Origin of the sequence: Chitinophaga agrisoli (assembly GCF_008386695.1) — a bacterium.
Taxonomy (GTDB): domain Bacteria; phylum Bacteroidota; class Bacteroidia; order Chitinophagales; family Chitinophagaceae; genus Chitinophaga; species Chitinophaga agrisoli.
The window spans coordinates 2998103-3013177 of sequence record NZ_VUOC01000004.1 but is presented as its reverse complement, the minus strand read 5'-3'; the positions used below and the strand labels follow the sequence as shown (position 1 = coordinate 3013177).

General features: G+C 48.9%; 14 protein-coding genes. 9 read left to right on the top strand and 5 right to left on the bottom strand.

Going from position 1 to position 15075, the window contains the following annotated elements; translation table 11 throughout:
• Positions 1 to 7 precede the first annotated feature (7 nt).
• The 3 genes from F0L74_RS30990 to F0L74_RS30980 all read left to right on the top strand — a co-directional run bounded on the left by F0L74_RS30990 (position 8) and on the right by F0L74_RS30980 (position 3234).
• Complete coding sequence (locus tag F0L74_RS30990; RefSeq protein ID WP_149841756.1) at positions 8 to 601, top strand: Crp/Fnr family transcriptional regulator; 594 nt, start codon at positions 8 to 10, stop codon at positions 599 to 601.
• An 86-nt stretch (positions 602 to 687) separates the two neighbouring features.
• A complete protein-coding gene (locus F0L74_RS30985; protein ID WP_149841755.1) occupies positions 688 to 1815 on the top strand; it encodes an oxidoreductase in 1128 nt (375 codons plus the stop codon).
• 66 nt (positions 1816 to 1881) lie between these two features.
• Positions 1882 to 3234, top strand: a complete 1353-nt coding sequence (locus tag F0L74_RS30980) for a serine hydrolase (protein WP_149841754.1) — start codon at positions 1882 to 1884, stop codon at positions 3232 to 3234.
• Positions 3235 to 3306: 72 nt separating this feature from the next.
• Here the strand turns inward: F0L74_RS30980 and rsgA are convergent, their stop codons facing one another.
• Both rsgA and F0L74_RS30970 read right to left on the bottom strand, forming a co-directional pair.
• The gene (gene rsgA / locus F0L74_RS30975; protein ID WP_149841753.1) at positions 3307 to 4371 is read right to left on the bottom strand and encodes a ribosome small subunit-dependent GTPase A; all 1065 of its coding nucleotides are present in this window, start codon (positions 4369 to 4371) and stop codon (positions 3307 to 3309) included.
• A gap of 196 nt (positions 4372 to 4567) precedes the next feature.
• A complete protein-coding gene (locus F0L74_RS30970; RefSeq protein ID WP_149841752.1) occupies positions 4568 to 4993 on the bottom strand; it encodes a DUF6157 family protein in 426 nt (141 codons plus the stop codon).
• Positions 4994 to 5263: 270 nt separating this feature from the next.
• On the opposite strand from F0L74_RS30970, the gene F0L74_RS30965 reads away from it, so the two are divergent.
• Positions 5264 to 6004: a DUF3800 domain-containing protein gene (locus F0L74_RS30965; protein WP_188316240.1), complete on the top strand. Its 741-nt coding sequence runs from the start codon at positions 5264 to 5266 to the stop codon at positions 6002 to 6004.
• 138 nt (positions 6005 to 6142) lie between these two features.
• On the opposite strand, the gene F0L74_RS30960 is transcribed toward F0L74_RS30965, so the two are convergent.
• Positions 6143 to 8689, bottom strand: coding sequence for a PAS domain S-box protein (locus F0L74_RS30960; protein WP_149841750.1), 2547 nt, complete (start codon positions 8687 to 8689; stop codon positions 6143 to 6145).
• Positions 8690 to 8821: 132 nt separating this feature from the next.
• On the opposite strand from F0L74_RS30960, the gene F0L74_RS30955 reads away from it, so the two are divergent.
• Genes F0L74_RS30955 through F0L74_RS30935 form a run of 5 tightly spaced genes read left to right on the top strand, consistent with a single transcriptional unit; the run spans position 8822 to position 11994 of the window.
• A complete protein-coding gene (locus tag F0L74_RS30955) occupies positions 8822 to 9250 on the top strand; it encodes a response regulator (RefSeq protein WP_149841749.1) in 429 nt (142 codons plus the stop codon).
• 27 nt (positions 9251 to 9277) lie between these two features.
• Positions 9278 to 10102, top strand: coding sequence for an acetolactate decarboxylase (gene budA / locus F0L74_RS30950; protein WP_149841748.1), 825 nt, complete (start codon positions 9278 to 9280; stop codon positions 10100 to 10102).
• Between the two features lie 29 nt (positions 10103 to 10131).
• Positions 10132 to 10491 carry a chorismate mutase gene (locus F0L74_RS30945; protein ID WP_149841747.1) on the top strand — a complete coding sequence of 120 codons (360 nt, stop codon included), beginning with the start codon at positions 10132 to 10134 and terminating at the stop codon, positions 10489 to 10491.
• Between the two features lie 28 nt (positions 10492 to 10519).
• The gene (sigJ, locus tag F0L74_RS30940) at positions 10520 to 11392 is read left to right on the top strand and encodes an RNA polymerase sigma factor SigJ (protein WP_149841746.1); all 873 of its coding nucleotides are present in this window, start codon (positions 10520 to 10522) and stop codon (positions 11390 to 11392) included.
• 53 nt (positions 11393 to 11445) lie between these two features.
• A complete protein-coding gene (locus F0L74_RS30935; protein WP_149841745.1) occupies positions 11446 to 11994 on the top strand; it encodes a carboxymuconolactone decarboxylase family protein in 549 nt (182 codons plus the stop codon).
• Between the two features lie 16 nt (positions 11995 to 12010).
• Here F0L74_RS30935 and F0L74_RS30930 read toward each other — a convergent pair whose 3' ends face one another.
• Together F0L74_RS30930 and ftsZ are read right to left on the bottom strand one after the other, a co-directional pair.
• Positions 12011 to 13081: a hypothetical protein gene (locus tag F0L74_RS30930; protein WP_149841744.1), complete on the bottom strand. Its 1071-nt coding sequence runs from the start codon at positions 13079 to 13081 to the stop codon at positions 12011 to 12013.
• A 147-nt stretch (positions 13082 to 13228) separates the two neighbouring features.
• Positions 13229 to 14953 (bottom strand): cell division protein FtsZ, encoded by a 1725-nt coding sequence (gene ftsZ / locus F0L74_RS30925; protein ID WP_149841743.1) that lies wholly within the window; start codon positions 14951 to 14953, stop codon positions 13229 to 13231.
• Positions 14954 to 15075: the final 122 nt, after the last annotated feature.

Below are 15075 nucleotides of genomic sequence, written 5' to 3'. Positions count from 1 at the left end.
TTGTGGCATGGAAGCCATCCACCGCCAGATAATAACGCATGTCAGCAGGCATATTTCACTTTCAGCAGCGGAGCAGCAATTATTCCTGTCCCTGCTGAAGGTGAAACAGCTGCGGCGTAAACAATACCTGCTGCAGGCCGGCGATATATGCGGCTATGAGCACTTTGTGACCGAAGGATGTTTGCGCTCTTTTTATGTGGATAACAGCGGTAACGAATATACCCTGCATTTTGCCATGGAAGACTGGTGGATCACAGACCTGGATAGCTTCCTGCATCAGACGCCCGCTGTTGTGCATATAGAGGCCCTTACGCCCGTAACAGTGCTGCAGCTGGATAAACAGTCCCTGGAGCAATTATATGCCGCTATACCCGCCTTTGAGCGCTTTTTTCGCATACTGCATCAGAATGCCTACCTGGCGCAGAACAGGCGTATCCTTAATAACATCAGCATGAGTGGGGAAGAACGTTATACAGACCTGGTAAAACATCATCCGGAGCTGGTGCAGCGTGTACCCCAGAAACATATTGCTTCCTACCTGGGCATTACGCCGGTGTTCCTGAGCCAGATCCGTGCACAGCGTAAACCCGCTGCTGATTAAATTATTTTAACGGCATTTATTAAATTACCTGAACGTTCGTTAGCCTCTTTCCATCGGACCTTTGTGTGCATAAACAAGTAGCTATTATGCACACAGATCATCAGTTTCCACCTGCCATTTTTGAACCGTTCCCGCTGCAGCATATTATCCTCCGCAATCGCCTGATAGTAGCGCCTATGTCGCGTGTAAGCGCTGCCAGTAATGGAACGCCCACCCCCATAATGGAAGACTATTATACCGCATTTGCCAACGGAGGTTTCGGCATGATCATTACAGAAGGCGTGTATACAGATGATATCGCCAGCCGTGGATATCCACTTCAGCCGGGTTTGGTAACGCCCGCCCACCGGGATGGCTGGCAGCGCATCGCCGCAAAAGTACGCGGAGCGGGCGCCCACTTCATTTGTCAGCTGATGCATGCAGGGGCCCTGTCACAACATCATACGCATACCTGGGCGCCCGCGGCAGTAAGCCCTTTGGGCCGCCGTATGCCGGAATATGGCGGCGGCGATGGCCTCTTTTCCTTGCCACAAGCCATGACCACAGATGATATCCACACCGTGCGTGATGGTTTTGTACACGCCGCTCAAGAGGCCTCTGTCGCCGGTTTTAGCGGGATAGAGATCCATGCCGCCAACGGCTACCTGCTGGATCAGTTCCTGACGGATTATACCAACCTGCGTACGGATGAATACGGCGGCGCTATTACCAATCGTTACCGGCTGATAGCAGCGATCATACAGGCCATCCGCCAGGTAACGCCTGCGGGCTTTATCATAGGCCTGCGCCTTTCAGAAGGTAAGGTAAACAACCTGCGTTACCGCTGGCCACAGGGGCCTGCCGCCGCCCGTGAGCTGCTGACGGCCGTTGCCGCCACCCCGCCGGACTATATCCATATTGCGGCAGAAAGTGGTAACTGGGAGCGGGATTGTATGTATATGGACGGTACTTCATTTACCAGCCTGGCCAAACAAATAGTAGGAGTGCCCGTTATTGCCAATGGCGGATTACATGAGCCGGCACAGGCTGCAAAAGTGCTGGAACAAGATCATGCCGATCTGCTGGCCCTGGGTAAAGCGGCCCTTTGCAACCCTGATTGGCCGCAGCGGATACGGGATGGTTTACCTACCGTGTCCTTTCATCCTGGCATGATAAAACCCAGTGCTGCCATTACACATACAAGACAAGTATCGGCCGATTTGTCCCTTATATAACCCTGTTGATCACATTTGTAACAGGTATATTTGCTTATGCCCTAATCTTGAGAAAAAAGAACCCTTATGCAAAAGCAAGTATACCTGCTTTTTTGTGCCCTTTGCCTGGCAGCCACTGTGCATGCACAAAACATCACCGCAGAACTGGATACACTATTACGGGCCTATTACCGCCGTGGCGAATTTAACGGCTCGGTGCTAATAGCCCGGCAGGGCAAGATCCTGCTGGAAAAGGGGTATGGTTACAGTAACCTCACTGCCCGTACCCTCAACGATGGGCACACACGGTTCCAGATAGCCTCCGCTACCAAACCTTTTACCTCCACGCTTATCCTTAAACTGGTATCGCTGCATAAGCTATCGCTGGATGATAAGCTCAGCAAATTCTATCCTGATTATCCCAAGGGGGATAGCATTACAGTTGAAAATCTGCTGAGCCACACCTCCGGCATCTATGATTACACGCGTGATGGCGACTTTATGAATAATGAAGCGGGCAAGCCCAATACGGAAGAAATGATGATGGCGCTTTTCAAAGACAAACCACTGGACTTTTCGCCCGGTACCCAATGGAGTTATAGCAATTCAGGTTATTCCATGCTGGGTTATATCGTACCCAGGGCAGCCGGCCTGTCTTACGATAAAGCGATCCGGAAATACATCTTCACTCCGTTAAAAATGGATAGCAGCGGGTTTGATTTTGTACACCTCGACAGTACCCGGAAAGCGATTGGTTACTATGCAGATTCAACAGGTGCATACAATCAGCGCGCACCCATTGTAGATTCATCCGTAGCGTTTGCAGCGGGCGCTATTTATTCAACTGTGGAAGATCTGTATAAATGGCATACCGGCCTGCAACAATATGCCATCGTGAACAAAACACTGCAGGATAAGGCCTACAAGCCGTTCAAAAACAACTATGGTTACGGCTGGATAATAGATTCCATCTACGGCCGGCGCATGGTTTCGCATAGCGGTGCTATTTGGGGTTTCAGAAGCAATTTTGCCCGAATCACGGAAGATGATGTATGTGTGATACTGCTCTGTAATATAGAAACGCCGGCAATGACCAATATGACCCGTAGAATACTGGCGGTGTTATATCATCAGCCATATACGATACCCCAGCTAAGAGTACCCGTGCAGGTAAGCGCGGCAGTACTGGCAAAATATGCCGGATTTTATGAAATAAAGGAGATACCCCTGCGGATAGAAATGAAACTGGAAAACGGTACATTGGTTGCATATCCCAACAATGGGCCCCGCTCAGAATTGATGGCAGCAGATGCCACACATTTCTTCCTTAAAGATGATCAGGATTATGAAATAGGATTCGATTTGGATGAAAGCGGTGTTCCCAAAAGTATGCAACTGCGGAATAGTATAGGCCCCCGTACAGCTGTCAGGGTGCCGTAGTAGCGCATAAAAGAAAGGGTATACCAAACCCGAAGCGCATGCTTCGAGCTTTTGATATACCCTCATTTTGTATTAATACTTCCTGTTCTTCCTGTGCGCGTTCACCTGTTTAGAGATCCTGCCAAACTGCTTTTCCACCCTTTTCTTCTCCGTGGCATTCGCCTGGTAATGGTATTGCTCCCGCAACAGTTTCAGATAGCTGCGGTACACCAGCTCCGGCAGATCGCCGTTCTTCACCGCTGTTACCACGGCGCATCCTGGCTCATGCTGATGGGTACAATCCCCAAACCGGCATTGGGCAGCCAGGGCCATTATCTGCGGATGATGGGAAACTACTACCGCATCTTCTTCCAGCGTAAGCCCAAACTCCCGCATCCCTGGCGAGTCAATGATCATACTGCCATTGGGCAGGGCAGCCAGCTGCCTGCTGGTGGTAGTATGTTTCCCTTTACTGTTGGCCGTGCTTACAGCCCCTTCCTGTTGCAGCGGGGCGCCCAGCAAGGCATTCAGCAAGGTGCTTTTCCCCACCCCGGAAGAACCCAGCAAAGCATAAGTACGACCGGGCAGCAGGTATTGCGCCGCCCACTCCTTCAACCCAGACGGGTTCAGCGCGCTGGAAAGTATCACCGGACATTGGTACCCTAATGCCTGTACCTGCTGTTCGTATGATAGCGGATCATCCACCAGGTCCTTTTTATTAAGGATCACGATGGGTTGTATGTTACATTGTGATACCTGCTGCAGGTAACGCTGCAACCGCATCAGGTTAAAGTCGCGATCCAGCCCCTGCAGGATCAGCGCAGCATCGATATTGGCTGCTATTACCTGTTTTTCGTGGCTTTTACCGGGTTGTTTCCTGCTTAATTCATTCAGGCGGGGTAATACCTCCAGGATAATGCCCTGATCCTCATACCCCTTAAATGCAACCCAATCGCCGGCTTTAGGTAATTCCCACGACTCGCGGCTGTTTAACAGCGCCCCGGAAAGCATGGCCTCCACAGGGCCGGCTGAGCTGATAAGCGTATGTTTAAAACCTTGTATGGCCGTTACGCGGCCCGCTGACAGGCCTTGTGCCTGGTATGAAATAAAATGTTGTTCAAAATGGGGATACCACCCGTATTGATGTAATAATGACATGGGTAAATGATTACAGCCCTGCGTACGGAAAGATCCGTGCATAGCTTTAGTGCATTAATGTGATATGTAACAAAAATGAGAGGGACGCAGGGGCATACCTAAGTATCAGAGCGCCTGCGTTAGGCTGCTATATCAGCAAAGGGGCGATATGTGGTAATAAACTGTGACATCAAGTCACAAAGATAGGAATTTTTATTTATACCCTTTTTGAGCGCATGGCTTTCACCTGCTGCAGGCGCTCATCTTGTATATATTTTTTATATTCTGCGGATTCCCGGGCATACAGGGCCAGCTTACCCTCTTCATTGAAATGTATGCCCCAGCCATAACGTTTGGTCAGCGGAGAAGCGCGCATACAGGGCTGTCCCTTTGAAAAGAATTGTGCTCTTTCTGCATCATAGGTACGGGCGCCTACTTGCTGCTTCACCGCAAATACCTGGAATACCACATCATCAGAGGTGTATTGATAAGGATGTTCGATCACCATTTCAAACTGGATATTGGCGGCGGTTTTTTCCGTGCCTTTTAATGGCGGCATTTCGCCGGTGGCGATGGGGCAATCGTCTGCTACGGCTATAAAGGCGTTATAGTAGTTGGTGGTATGAATGTTATTGACTTTCATAGTTGATATAAAGATAGGAAAATCACAAAATACCTGCTTACAAGTGTAACTGTTGCAGTGGACAGCATGCCTTCAAATCTCTAATGCGTTTCGCAGCGAGTTGAAATTTGCAATCAATTTATTCAGTAACTTAGATATCCCGATAATGATGATAGTATGTAGGTATTACTGGTTGAATATAGCATTTGTCACACCCCTAAGATGGATCCATTGATAGTCGTATATATATACGACAATTGTTAAACCAAAATAAACCCTTGAATGTATCTCATGTATGTAGATGAAAGCGGTGACCCCGGAGTTGGCAAATACGCCTCTCCCCATTATATTTTATCTGGCTTGATAATCAACTCAAATGACTGGCGTAAATATTTAGATCAGATAAAAACATTCAGAACCGCTGTAAAAAAAATGTATGGACTGAATATAAGAGAGGAAATACATGCTGCTGAACTAATACGAATAAATAAAATTAAGTCTTATGCAGCGATACGAAAGGCAGATCGGATTCACATTTTAAGAAATCTGGCTGTACAAATACCTGTAATATTTAACACCGCTAAAGTAGTAAACGTTTGCCTCAGGAAAGCCGATTTCCCGGCTGATACTGATTTTCAGAAACTCGCATGGAGCAGGCTAATTACGCGATACGATGTCTACTTGAAAAAATCAGTTAAAGACAATGGAATAATTATAGCCGATGACTCATCGGAGGGTACCATTCGATCGTTATTGCGCAAGCTTCGCACATACAATCCTATAATGTCACATTTCAATGGAGAGACATATAATGCGCCAACAGATAATATAATCGAGGATGTATTTCACCGGGATTCCGCTCACTCCTATTATATTCAGATCGCAGATGTAATAGCCCACTTATTGTATAGGAAGGAATATCCAAAAGGGAGCCTTAAGAAATATGGTGTACACTTGTATTTTGACGAGTTGAAGGATATCCTTCTTAAAGAGGCAAGTAAAAAAGATGCAATGGGAGTAGTTAGAAATTAAAAAGCCCCAGTTCAAAACTGAGGCCCAAATTTTTTGGTTTTTGCGGCCCGATAAAGCCAAGCGGGCTATACCAGGTCGACCTAATGTAAAGTTAATACTTGCTATTATAATTGGCAAATTTAATGTTTGTAGCATATCTCAACTGTACCTGCCCTCCCACGGCAACTCCACCTCAAACCTGCTCCCTTCTCCTTCAACTCCCACCGCACTAATCGTTCCATGATGCAGGGAGACGATCTTCTTTACAATCGCCAGTCCAATCCCCGTTCCATCATACTGGTCCTTGGTATGCAGGCGTTGAAACACTTCAAATATCTTCTCCGCATACGCATTCTTAAAACCAATACCATTATCTGCAAACGTAATGTGGGTAAAGTATTCTCCATCCACCTGCTCTTTTGCTGTATGTACTGTGATCACCGGCGTCCGGTCTTTATGCGCAAACTTCAGGGAGTTGCTGATCAGGTTCTGGAACAGCTGTCCCAGTAGTAATGGCACGCCTGTAACCATTGTTTCTCCGGAGTAACGCAGCTCCGCATCTTTTTCCTTTACGGAGATCTCCAGGTCAAACCATATCTGTTGTAACAGCGCCTGCAGATCTACCTGCTCAAACTGGAGCTTATCCTGCGAGAGCCGGGAAAAGGCCAGCAGATCATCTATCAGCGCAGACATACGGCCAGAGGAATAGATGATCGTATCAATATATTTGTAGATGGCGGGATCGCTTAGTAATTCCAGGTGATCCACTTTATCCTTCAGCATTTTACTGAAGATGGAGATCTTGCGCAAAGGTTCCTTCAGATCATGGGAGGCTACACTGGTAAACTGCAGCAGCTCATAGTTCAGTTTTTCCAGTTCTGCGGTACGTTCCTTTACTTTCTGCTCCAGTATATATTTCTCCAGTTCTTCCCGGGTACGCAGCGCTTCCTGGATCCTTTTCTCTTCGGTGGTATCGCGTACTTCCAGCACACCGCCTTTTAAGATACTGTTCTCCAGTATGGGACTGAAAATAAAGGCTACCGGGTAAAAATGGCTGTCCCGGTGTACAAATACTTCTTCGCCGCTGATCTGGTGGTGCGCTTTCATCGCCTGGTCAATGGGGCAGTCGTCAATAGGGTAGTGGCGCCCGTCTTGCCGGGTATGATGTATGTAGTAATGCAGGGGTTTCTCCTGTAGCTCATGTAATTTATAGCCCGTCATCTGTTCTGCGGCAGGGTTCATATAGGTACATACCTGGCGGTCATCTATCATGAACAGCGCCTGCATGGTATTGTTGGTAAGGGTGTTTATGAGCGCATTCCTGCTTTGCAGTTTTTCCAGCGTGGTCTTCCTGTCTGTGATGTCCATGCAGGAGCCTGCATAACCTTCAAACACGCCTGTAGGGCTATAATAGGGACTGGCATTGGATACGCACCAGCGTACGCCGCCATCCCTTCTGGTGATACGGAATTCAAATTCAAAATTCTTGCGGTGCTGAAAAGCGGATAAAAACGCTTCCCGCATCGGTGCCTTGTCTGCCGGGTCAATAGCGTCCATCCACTGGGCGCCGTGGTGCATTTCAAACGGTCTTCCGGTCCAGTCTATCCAGGTTTGATTTACGTAAGTATTCTCCGCTTTGTTATTGGTCATCCATAATGCCACGGGGGAGGCCTGTGTGATGGTGTTGGCAAAGGCTTCCATCTTGCGCAATGCTTCGGCGGTGCCGCTATAGGGGGATACATCGCGAATAACGGCCAGCAGGTGCTGCCGGTCCTTGAACAGGAAGGGCGTCACCACCATGTCCGTATGTATGGCCACGCCGTCTTTTCTTCGGTGGATGGCGGTGCCGGTGTAGGATCTGCCCGTTTTAACGATCTCGCGGATGCCTTCGAACTCCTCCGGCGACTGTTGCAGCAGCAGGCTGCCATGCATGCCTATGAGCTCCCGGTGGGCATAACCATACATCTTTTCGGCAGCGGGATTGGTCTCCGCAATAATACCGTCTTCGTTGTAGATCAGGATAGCGTCAGAGGTGGAGTTAAAGATGCTGGAATACTGTTCCCGCTGCTCCAGCAGGGTACGTTCGGTCTTTTTCTTCTCTTCAAACAGCCGGGCATTGCCCATGGCGATGGCTGCCTGTGCGGCCACGCCTTCGATCAGCTTCTCGCTGGTGGCTGTAAATACGCCGGTGTCTGAATGTCCAAAAAACAGCCCGCCAATCACTTCACCGTTAATGGGGGAGATCACCGGCGCGGCCAGGTAACTTCTAACGGGCAGGTGTCCCCGCGGCATGCCTTGGTAGGGTGGGTTCTGCGCATAATGTGGCTGTTGGGTCACATCGTCATACCGCACAGTGCCCCGGCCGGAAAAGGTAGGGTCGAATATTTTGGTATTGCGGGGCATAGGGAACTTGGAGAACGCCTCCTTGGGCACCCCGGAGATGGTATACAGCATGTATTCCTCCCCGCTTTCATTGATAACATTATAGAAAAAAGCGCCAAATTGCGCGTGGCTCAGACTGGTGCCAATATCTGTGATACGTTGCACCAATTTTTCCAGGTCTACTTCGGAGGTAATAGCTTTGGCGGACTCCAGCAACAGTTCCAGTATAGCGGAAGTCTGGGGGCTTTCCCCTGGCTGCGCGATAAGCGCTTCTTTTTCCTGTCCCTGGCCGTTAGAATGGGCCTGTATACCTTCCCCTGGCATAGCGGTAAAATGTTGAGATTAATTGACAAGTAATTAATAAATTTACCAAAATCATGGGGATTCAGCCCCTTTATCTTTTTTACTATTTTTCCCTGTATTTTAACTTAACTGTTTATAAAAGTGGAGCCGATAGTGAGCAAGCAAGCACCCTTGAATATTCTGCTGGCAGATGATGATGCGATTGACCGGGAATTGTTTATTGAGGGGATCAATCATACGGGAATCAAATATTCGATCAAAGAGGTATCCAACGGGGAAGAGGTATTTGATTACCTGGCAGATGCCCATCAAAGGCCAGACCTCATTATCCTCGATTTCAATATGCCTGTCAAAGATGGCAGGATCACATTAAAAGAGCTTAAAACGCAGGAGCAGTTCAGACGGATCCCGGTGGTGATCATGTCTACCTCCAACTCGCGCTTCGATATATCGCTGGCCTATGATGCCGGCGCTAATCTCTTCGTTGTAAAACCAGATGATTTTAAGGAGCTGGTACACCTGCTTACCTGCCTGCTTTCCGTCTTCTCCCGCTCATTATTCCTATTAAAACATCATAACTGATCCATTAAAAATCAAAACCAATACATCATGCGCCTTGTCCATATCTTTAGTGCCATCCCTTTGGCTGTTTTCCTGCTGTCTGCCGGTAAGCCCGTTAGTAACGACAACCCGCACAGCCGCCGTACAGATACCACCCATAATCATCTCTTCACCGTTGGTATAGGCGGCGCCCTGATAGGCGGCCTTTATGACGGCATCTATCCCTACCGGGACCTCAAACAGCACGGCGATTTTGGCCTGGGCGCCCCGGATAAGCTGGATGGGGAACTGATGGTGTTTAAAGGAAAGATCTACCAGACACAGAGCAGCGGCAAAACTTTTGAGGTAGATGACCGCCAGCAGACCTCCTTCTGTATGGTCAATTTCTTTCAGCCGGATATTACGCTTACGCCGGCCAGATCCATGAATAAAACGGAGCTCTTCCAGTACCTGGATAGTGTGCTTACCAATGTGAACGGCATGTATGCCATTCACATAAACGGGCGTTTCAGCCATATAAAGACCAGGGCTTTCCCTCCGGTAAAGGAGCACCAGCATACCCCCCTGGCACAAATGTTGGGGCTACAGCACTTTTTCGAGTTCAATAATGCCCAGGGTGATCTGATCGGTTACCGCCTGCCCTTCTTTATGGATAATACCAATATCTCCGGTTATCATTTCCATTTCCTGTCAGATAATAAGGAGGCCGGCGGTCATATCATCGACCTTACCACGGACCATATCACCATAGAGATAGATCTGCTGGACAGCTATACGATACAGGTGCCTGCCACCAGTGACTACCAGCATTTTGACTTCAAGACCAACCGGGAAGAGGATATCAAAAGTGTGGAAAGAGGCGGCAAAAAGTAAATCATTTTTTATATTTAAAAACGGAAACTATGCGTAAAATCATTTTCACCGCCGGCATATGCCTGATAGGCGCTATTGGGGCAAAAGCACAGACTACCGCGGCTCCCGTACAGGATACCATGACGGTGTACAGGAAAAAGATAGACGAGCTGGATAAAGAGATCATTCATTTGCTGGGCGAGCGTATGCAGGCTGCCAGGGCTATTGGTACCTATAAAATGGCCCATAAGGTGGCCGTAGTACAGTCTAACCGCTTTAATGTGGTATTGGAGCAGGCCATTGCCGAGGGGAAGAAAGAAGGCCTCTCAGCGGATTTTGTAAAGCAACTGTATGAAAACGTGCATGCAGAAAGCGTACGCCAGCAGGAGGAGCTGAAACAAACGCATTGAACATAACCTATATATAAATCGTACTTCCATGGCTACAGACCAGGCTGATGTTTATGAATACCGTCCGCTGCTTTTCTCTATCGCTTACCGTATGCTGGGCGAGAAACAGGAAGCAGAGGACATAGTGCAGGACATCTACACGCGCTGGCTGGAAATGGATGTTACAACCGTACAACAGCCCCGGCACTACCTCATGCGGGCTGCCACTAACCGGAGCATTAACCGTTTAAAATCATTACAACAGCAGCGGGAAGCCTACCCGGGCCCCTGGCTGCCGGAACCAGCTACCGCCACGCCGGAGCTGGTTCCGGCGCACGAAAACGACCTGTCTATAGGTTTCCTGTTCCTGCTGGAAAAACTGAACCCCCTGGAACGGGCCGTTTTCCTGCTACGCGAAAGCTTTGATGTGCCCTATAAAGAGCTGGAAACCATCCTGGATATACCGGAAACTAACTGCCGCCAGCACTACCACCGGGCCAAAGAAAAGCTACAACAAGAGAAGAAACGTTTTGATCTGGACGCCGCCCGGCATCAGCAGCTTATCCAGGCCTTTATGGACGCCTGTATGCAGCATGACCAGTCCAAACTCGTATCCCTTTTAAAGGAAGATATCAGCTTTTATGCAGATGGCGGCGGCAAGGCCTCTTCCGCCGGGCGCCCACTATTTGGCCAGGAGCAGGTATCGAAGTTCATACTGGGCATTTTCGGCAAGTTAATGGCGCTGGCGCCGTACCTATTACAGGTGCAGTGGGTGAACGGGCAGCCAGCTATGGTATTCTTCCTTTCTGCTGATGAATCACCGCTGCTTTGCGCCTGTTTTGAGCAAGAAGATGGGCGTATTAACAGCTTCTATTTTATCCGCAACCCCGATAAACTGAAGGATCTGCACTATTATGCATAAAAGCTGTCACAAAACAGGATAGCCCTTGTCTTAATGGTAAAAGCAGTTTTACCATGGAATATGCATTAAAACTACCGCCAATTGATAAACCGAAGGGCCTTTACCTCAAGCTGGGTTTCTGGTATTTTAAGAAGATGATAGGCAAGGTGATCACGCCTGCCAAAGTGATCTATACCCGGGCGCCACGGCTAATGAAAGTGGCCTCCGTATTCTATAAAATACAGCAACGCGCCCCGCTTAGCGAAGAGCTGAAACTGCTTTGCCATGCGCTGGTATCAGAGATCAATGGCTGTACATTCTGCCTGGATATAGCGCAGGCATATGCCATACGCCAGCATAACTCTCTCCAGAAATTCGGGCAGCTGGTCAACTTTGATAATAACCCTTTATTTACGCCACAGGAACGCGCCTGTCTGCAATATGTAAAAGAGGTAACCTTGCATCAGGGCGTATCAGACGAGGTTTTTAAGGAATTGCGGCGGCATTTCAGCGAGGAGCAGATCATTTATATCACTTTCCTGTGCGCTTCCGAGATCTATTATAATACCATGAACCTGGCCCTGGGCATTGGGTCCGACGGATTGTGCGCTATACAGCGGTAATGACGGCATGATGGCGTTAGTCCGTGAATTGGCCTACTGGCAGCAGCATCTCCTCGTATTTCTGCAGGAAATGATCTGCTGCCGCATTTGCTGAATTGTTGTCAACAGCGGGGGCAGGGGTATCGGTGATCTCGTATATACAGAGTTGATGACCCTGTACCAGGGCAAACTGGTTTTTTACAGGGCTTACAGCAATAAATGCTGCATTAGTACCAGACAGCCTGGAAGTGGAAGGTGCGGATTTACCGCTGATACATACTATATCCACTGCCGTTTTTCCCTGCAGTATTATGTGTCCGCCGTTTGCTGTAAAATAGCTGTTCTGTGTAAATCCGATGGCTGTGCCTTGTAACGGCAATCGCAGCAATGGCCTTGACTGATGGAGCATGTCATATACGCACAGTTTTTCCTGATCCTCCATAGACACAAATTGGTTGACGATAACCGCAAACCTGCCACCATCCAGGCTAAATGATGGCGCATACAGTTCATATTCCCGGCATGCGCAGCCATCGTCCTCCAGATTGGCATAATATAGCTGTCCGTTTAGCGCCTGGGCGGTATGGAGTAGAAAACCGCTGGCGTATGCACTAAAACAGGCGCCTATTAGTCTTTTGCTTGGGTGTAATACGGCGGCCCTGCCGTAATGGTCTTGCCTGTCCAGTTCATATACCTGGAGTCCGCCGGTGGTCAGGTCCCAATACGCCCAATCTACAGACCCCGCGGGCGCCGGTACGGTAAACCATATGGTATTATCATCATAAAAGCCGCCTGTGATAAAACCTGTATCTCTTCTAAGTTTGGATATGATGCTGTTTTCAGGGAAAGAGAAGATAATGGCTTCATTTTTAGAAAAGATCAGCAGTTTTTCCAGCTTATCTGAGAGCGCAATATCTTTTATTTCTTCATGAAAATCATAGTTGATGGTGTGCTCCTGGCTTACGGCAAAGGTTTCGCCATCAAGGATGGTCAACTGCCATTTCCCGTTTCTGCCTGTTAAAAGGGCTGGCTGCGTGCTGGTATTCCAGTGCAGCCCATAGATCCTATCGTTTGGCCGGTAATTAAACAGGGTATTAGTGTTGATCATAGTATAGCTGATATGCCATCAAATATATAAAAACAAAAAGTCCTCCGGAGAACCGGAGGACTTTCTTTAACACAACTAAAAAACAATCAAACGGATTTTACAGGTCGTTAAGCCCAGCCCAACGTACATGGTGCGATGGTTCCTGTATCAGTCGGGCTTTTTCCCATCTAAAAAGGTATTGATAGTATTGATCTCTGCCTGGTTCTGACCGGACTCGCTCACCGTATAATTGGAGTAAAAATGCTCCGCAGATCCGGCGCCGTTATCCAGGTCAATGTTACGGCGCAGGTAGGCCGGTACATTCTCTATCTCCGCATTACTATCCATTGTCTTTACATTAAAGCTGATGCTCCGCAGTTTGGCTACGCGCTCTGCCTGTTTGCGTTTCTGCTCCTCAAACTGCTCATCCATAGAGGCAGGAGGGGGCGTAACAGACGGCGGCGGGGTGGGCGCTACGGGCTCTTCCTCCCGGAATACCATTTTCATTTCCGGTTGATCATTGGCCGGGGGCGGCGTGTTGCTCAACGGTTCTATATGGATGGTAGAGGGAGGCGTATGCTGCTGCGGGCGGATCACATTGATACCGCTGCTGCCGGTTCCGCCGCTGGTTTGGCTGGGCGTAGTATTGGTGTTGGGCATAGGCGGCGCCTGGAAATCCGGGTCCGGCTCTATGTTCAGCACAAAATTCTGCCGCTCCGGCATCTGGGGCGTAAAATTAGGCGCCTGCTGCGGGTGGGTAACCACCGGCTCTACCAGGCGGGGCGCCATTACATCCTGCGGTTCCTGGGGCTGATTGCCCTGCTGGCCGCTCAGTTTCTTTTCATCACCATCCTTACCCAGGTGCATAACGATCCGGGGCTCCTCTGTTTTAACAGGGGGCTGACTGGCGCTTAAAAGCTGGATAGGCTTCTGCTCGAAACCGGTAGCGATGATCGTAACGCCTATCTTACGCTCCAGGGTCTGGTCATAGCCAATACCCAGGATCACGTCGCAATCTTCGCCGGCCTGGCTTTGTACAAAGGCCTGTATAGTGTCCATCTCATCCAGGGTGTGCTCGTACTCACCCTCTGCGGAAGAGATGTTGATCAGGATCCATTTAGCGCCGCTGATATCATTATCATTCAGCAGCGGAGAGGTCAGCGCTTCTTCGATGGCCTTTTGTGCGCGGTTATCGCCTTCTGCGGTGGCAGAGCCCAGGATGGCTACGCCGCCGTTGCGCATTACCGTACATACGTCCGCAAAGTCTACGTTGATCTGACCGGTGGAGTTGATCACATCCGTGATACACTTGGCGGCCGTTGCCAGTACGTTATCCGCTTTGGCAAAAGCTGCTTTGGCTTTCAGATCGCCGTATTTCTGGCGCAGTTTGTCATTGGAGATGATCAGCAGAGTATCTACATACTCCTTCAGCCGGCCTACGCCGTCATCTGCCTGTGACATACGTTTTTTGCCCTCATAGGAAAAGGGCGTGGTAACGATACCCACGGTGAGGATACCCAGCTCCTTACATATACGGGCAATGATAGGCGCGCCGCCGGTACCGGTACCGCCGCCCATGCCTGCCGTAATGAAGGCCATTTTGGTATTTACCTCCAATATTTTTTTGAGCTCTTCAAAGGACTCCTCCGTTGCCTGCTCACCGATCCTTGGATTAGCGCCGGCGCCCAGCCCTTGCGTTAAGTGCGGCCCAAGCTGCACCTTATTGGGAACGGGGCTGTTGGCAATAGCCTGTGCATCGGTATTGCAGATAATGAAATTCACCCCTTCAATGCCTTGGTTGAACATGTGGTTCACCGCATTGCTTCCACCACCACCAATGCCTATTACCTTGATGATGGAGGATTTCTCCTTTGGAAGATCAAAATGTATCATGACTCTATCTCTTTTATGGGTTAGTTCGAAATAATTAATAATGAATAATCATAAGGCCGATACGATAGTAACACAGAAACAACAAAATTGATTTATCAACTATTAATTTTTAAAGAATAAAA

Bases quoted from the DNA above. Each gene is read 5' to 3' on its own strand.
- sigJ (WP_149841746.1), top strand. From the start codon at position 10,520: ATGGCTACAGACCAGGCTGATGTTTATGAATACCGTCCGCTGCTTTTC.
- F0L74_RS30990 (WP_149841756.1), top strand. From the start codon at position 8: ATGGAAGCCATCCACCGCCAGATAATAACGCATGTCAGCAGGCATATT.
- ftsZ (WP_149841743.1), bottom strand. From the start codon at position 14,953: ATGATACATTTTGATCTTCCAAAGGAGAAATCCTCCATCATCAAGGTA.
- rsgA (WP_149841753.1), bottom strand. From the start codon at position 4,371: ATGTCATTATTACATCAATACGGGTGGTATCCCCATTTTGAACAACAT.
- budA (WP_149841748.1), top strand. From the start codon at position 9,278: ATGCGCCTTGTCCATATCTTTAGTGCCATCCCTTTGGCTGTTTTCCTG.
- F0L74_RS30935 (WP_149841745.1), top strand. From the start codon at position 11,446: ATGGAATATGCATTAAAACTACCGCCAATTGATAAACCGAAGGGCCTT.
- F0L74_RS30985 (WP_149841755.1), top strand. From the start codon at position 688: ATGCACACAGATCATCAGTTTCCACCTGCCATTTTTGAACCGTTCCCG.
- F0L74_RS30960 (WP_149841750.1), bottom strand. From the start codon at position 8,689: ATGCCAGGGGAAGGTATACAGGCCCATTCTAACGGCCAGGGACAGGAA.
- F0L74_RS30980 (WP_149841754.1), top strand. From the start codon at position 1,882: ATGCAAAAGCAAGTATACCTGCTTTTTTGTGCCCTTTGCCTGGCAGCC.
- F0L74_RS30945 (WP_149841747.1), top strand. From the start codon at position 10,132: ATGCGTAAAATCATTTTCACCGCCGGCATATGCCTGATAGGCGCTATT.
- F0L74_RS30970 (WP_149841752.1), bottom strand. From the start codon at position 4,993: ATGAAAGTCAATAACATTCATACCACCAACTACTATAACGCCTTTATA.
- F0L74_RS30965 (WP_188316240.1), top strand. From the start codon at position 5,264: ATGTATGTAGATGAAAGCGGTGACCCCGGAGTTGGCAAATACGCCTCT.
- F0L74_RS30930 (WP_149841744.1), bottom strand. From the start codon at position 13,081: ATGATCAACACTAATACCCTGTTTAATTACCGGCCAAACGATAGGATC.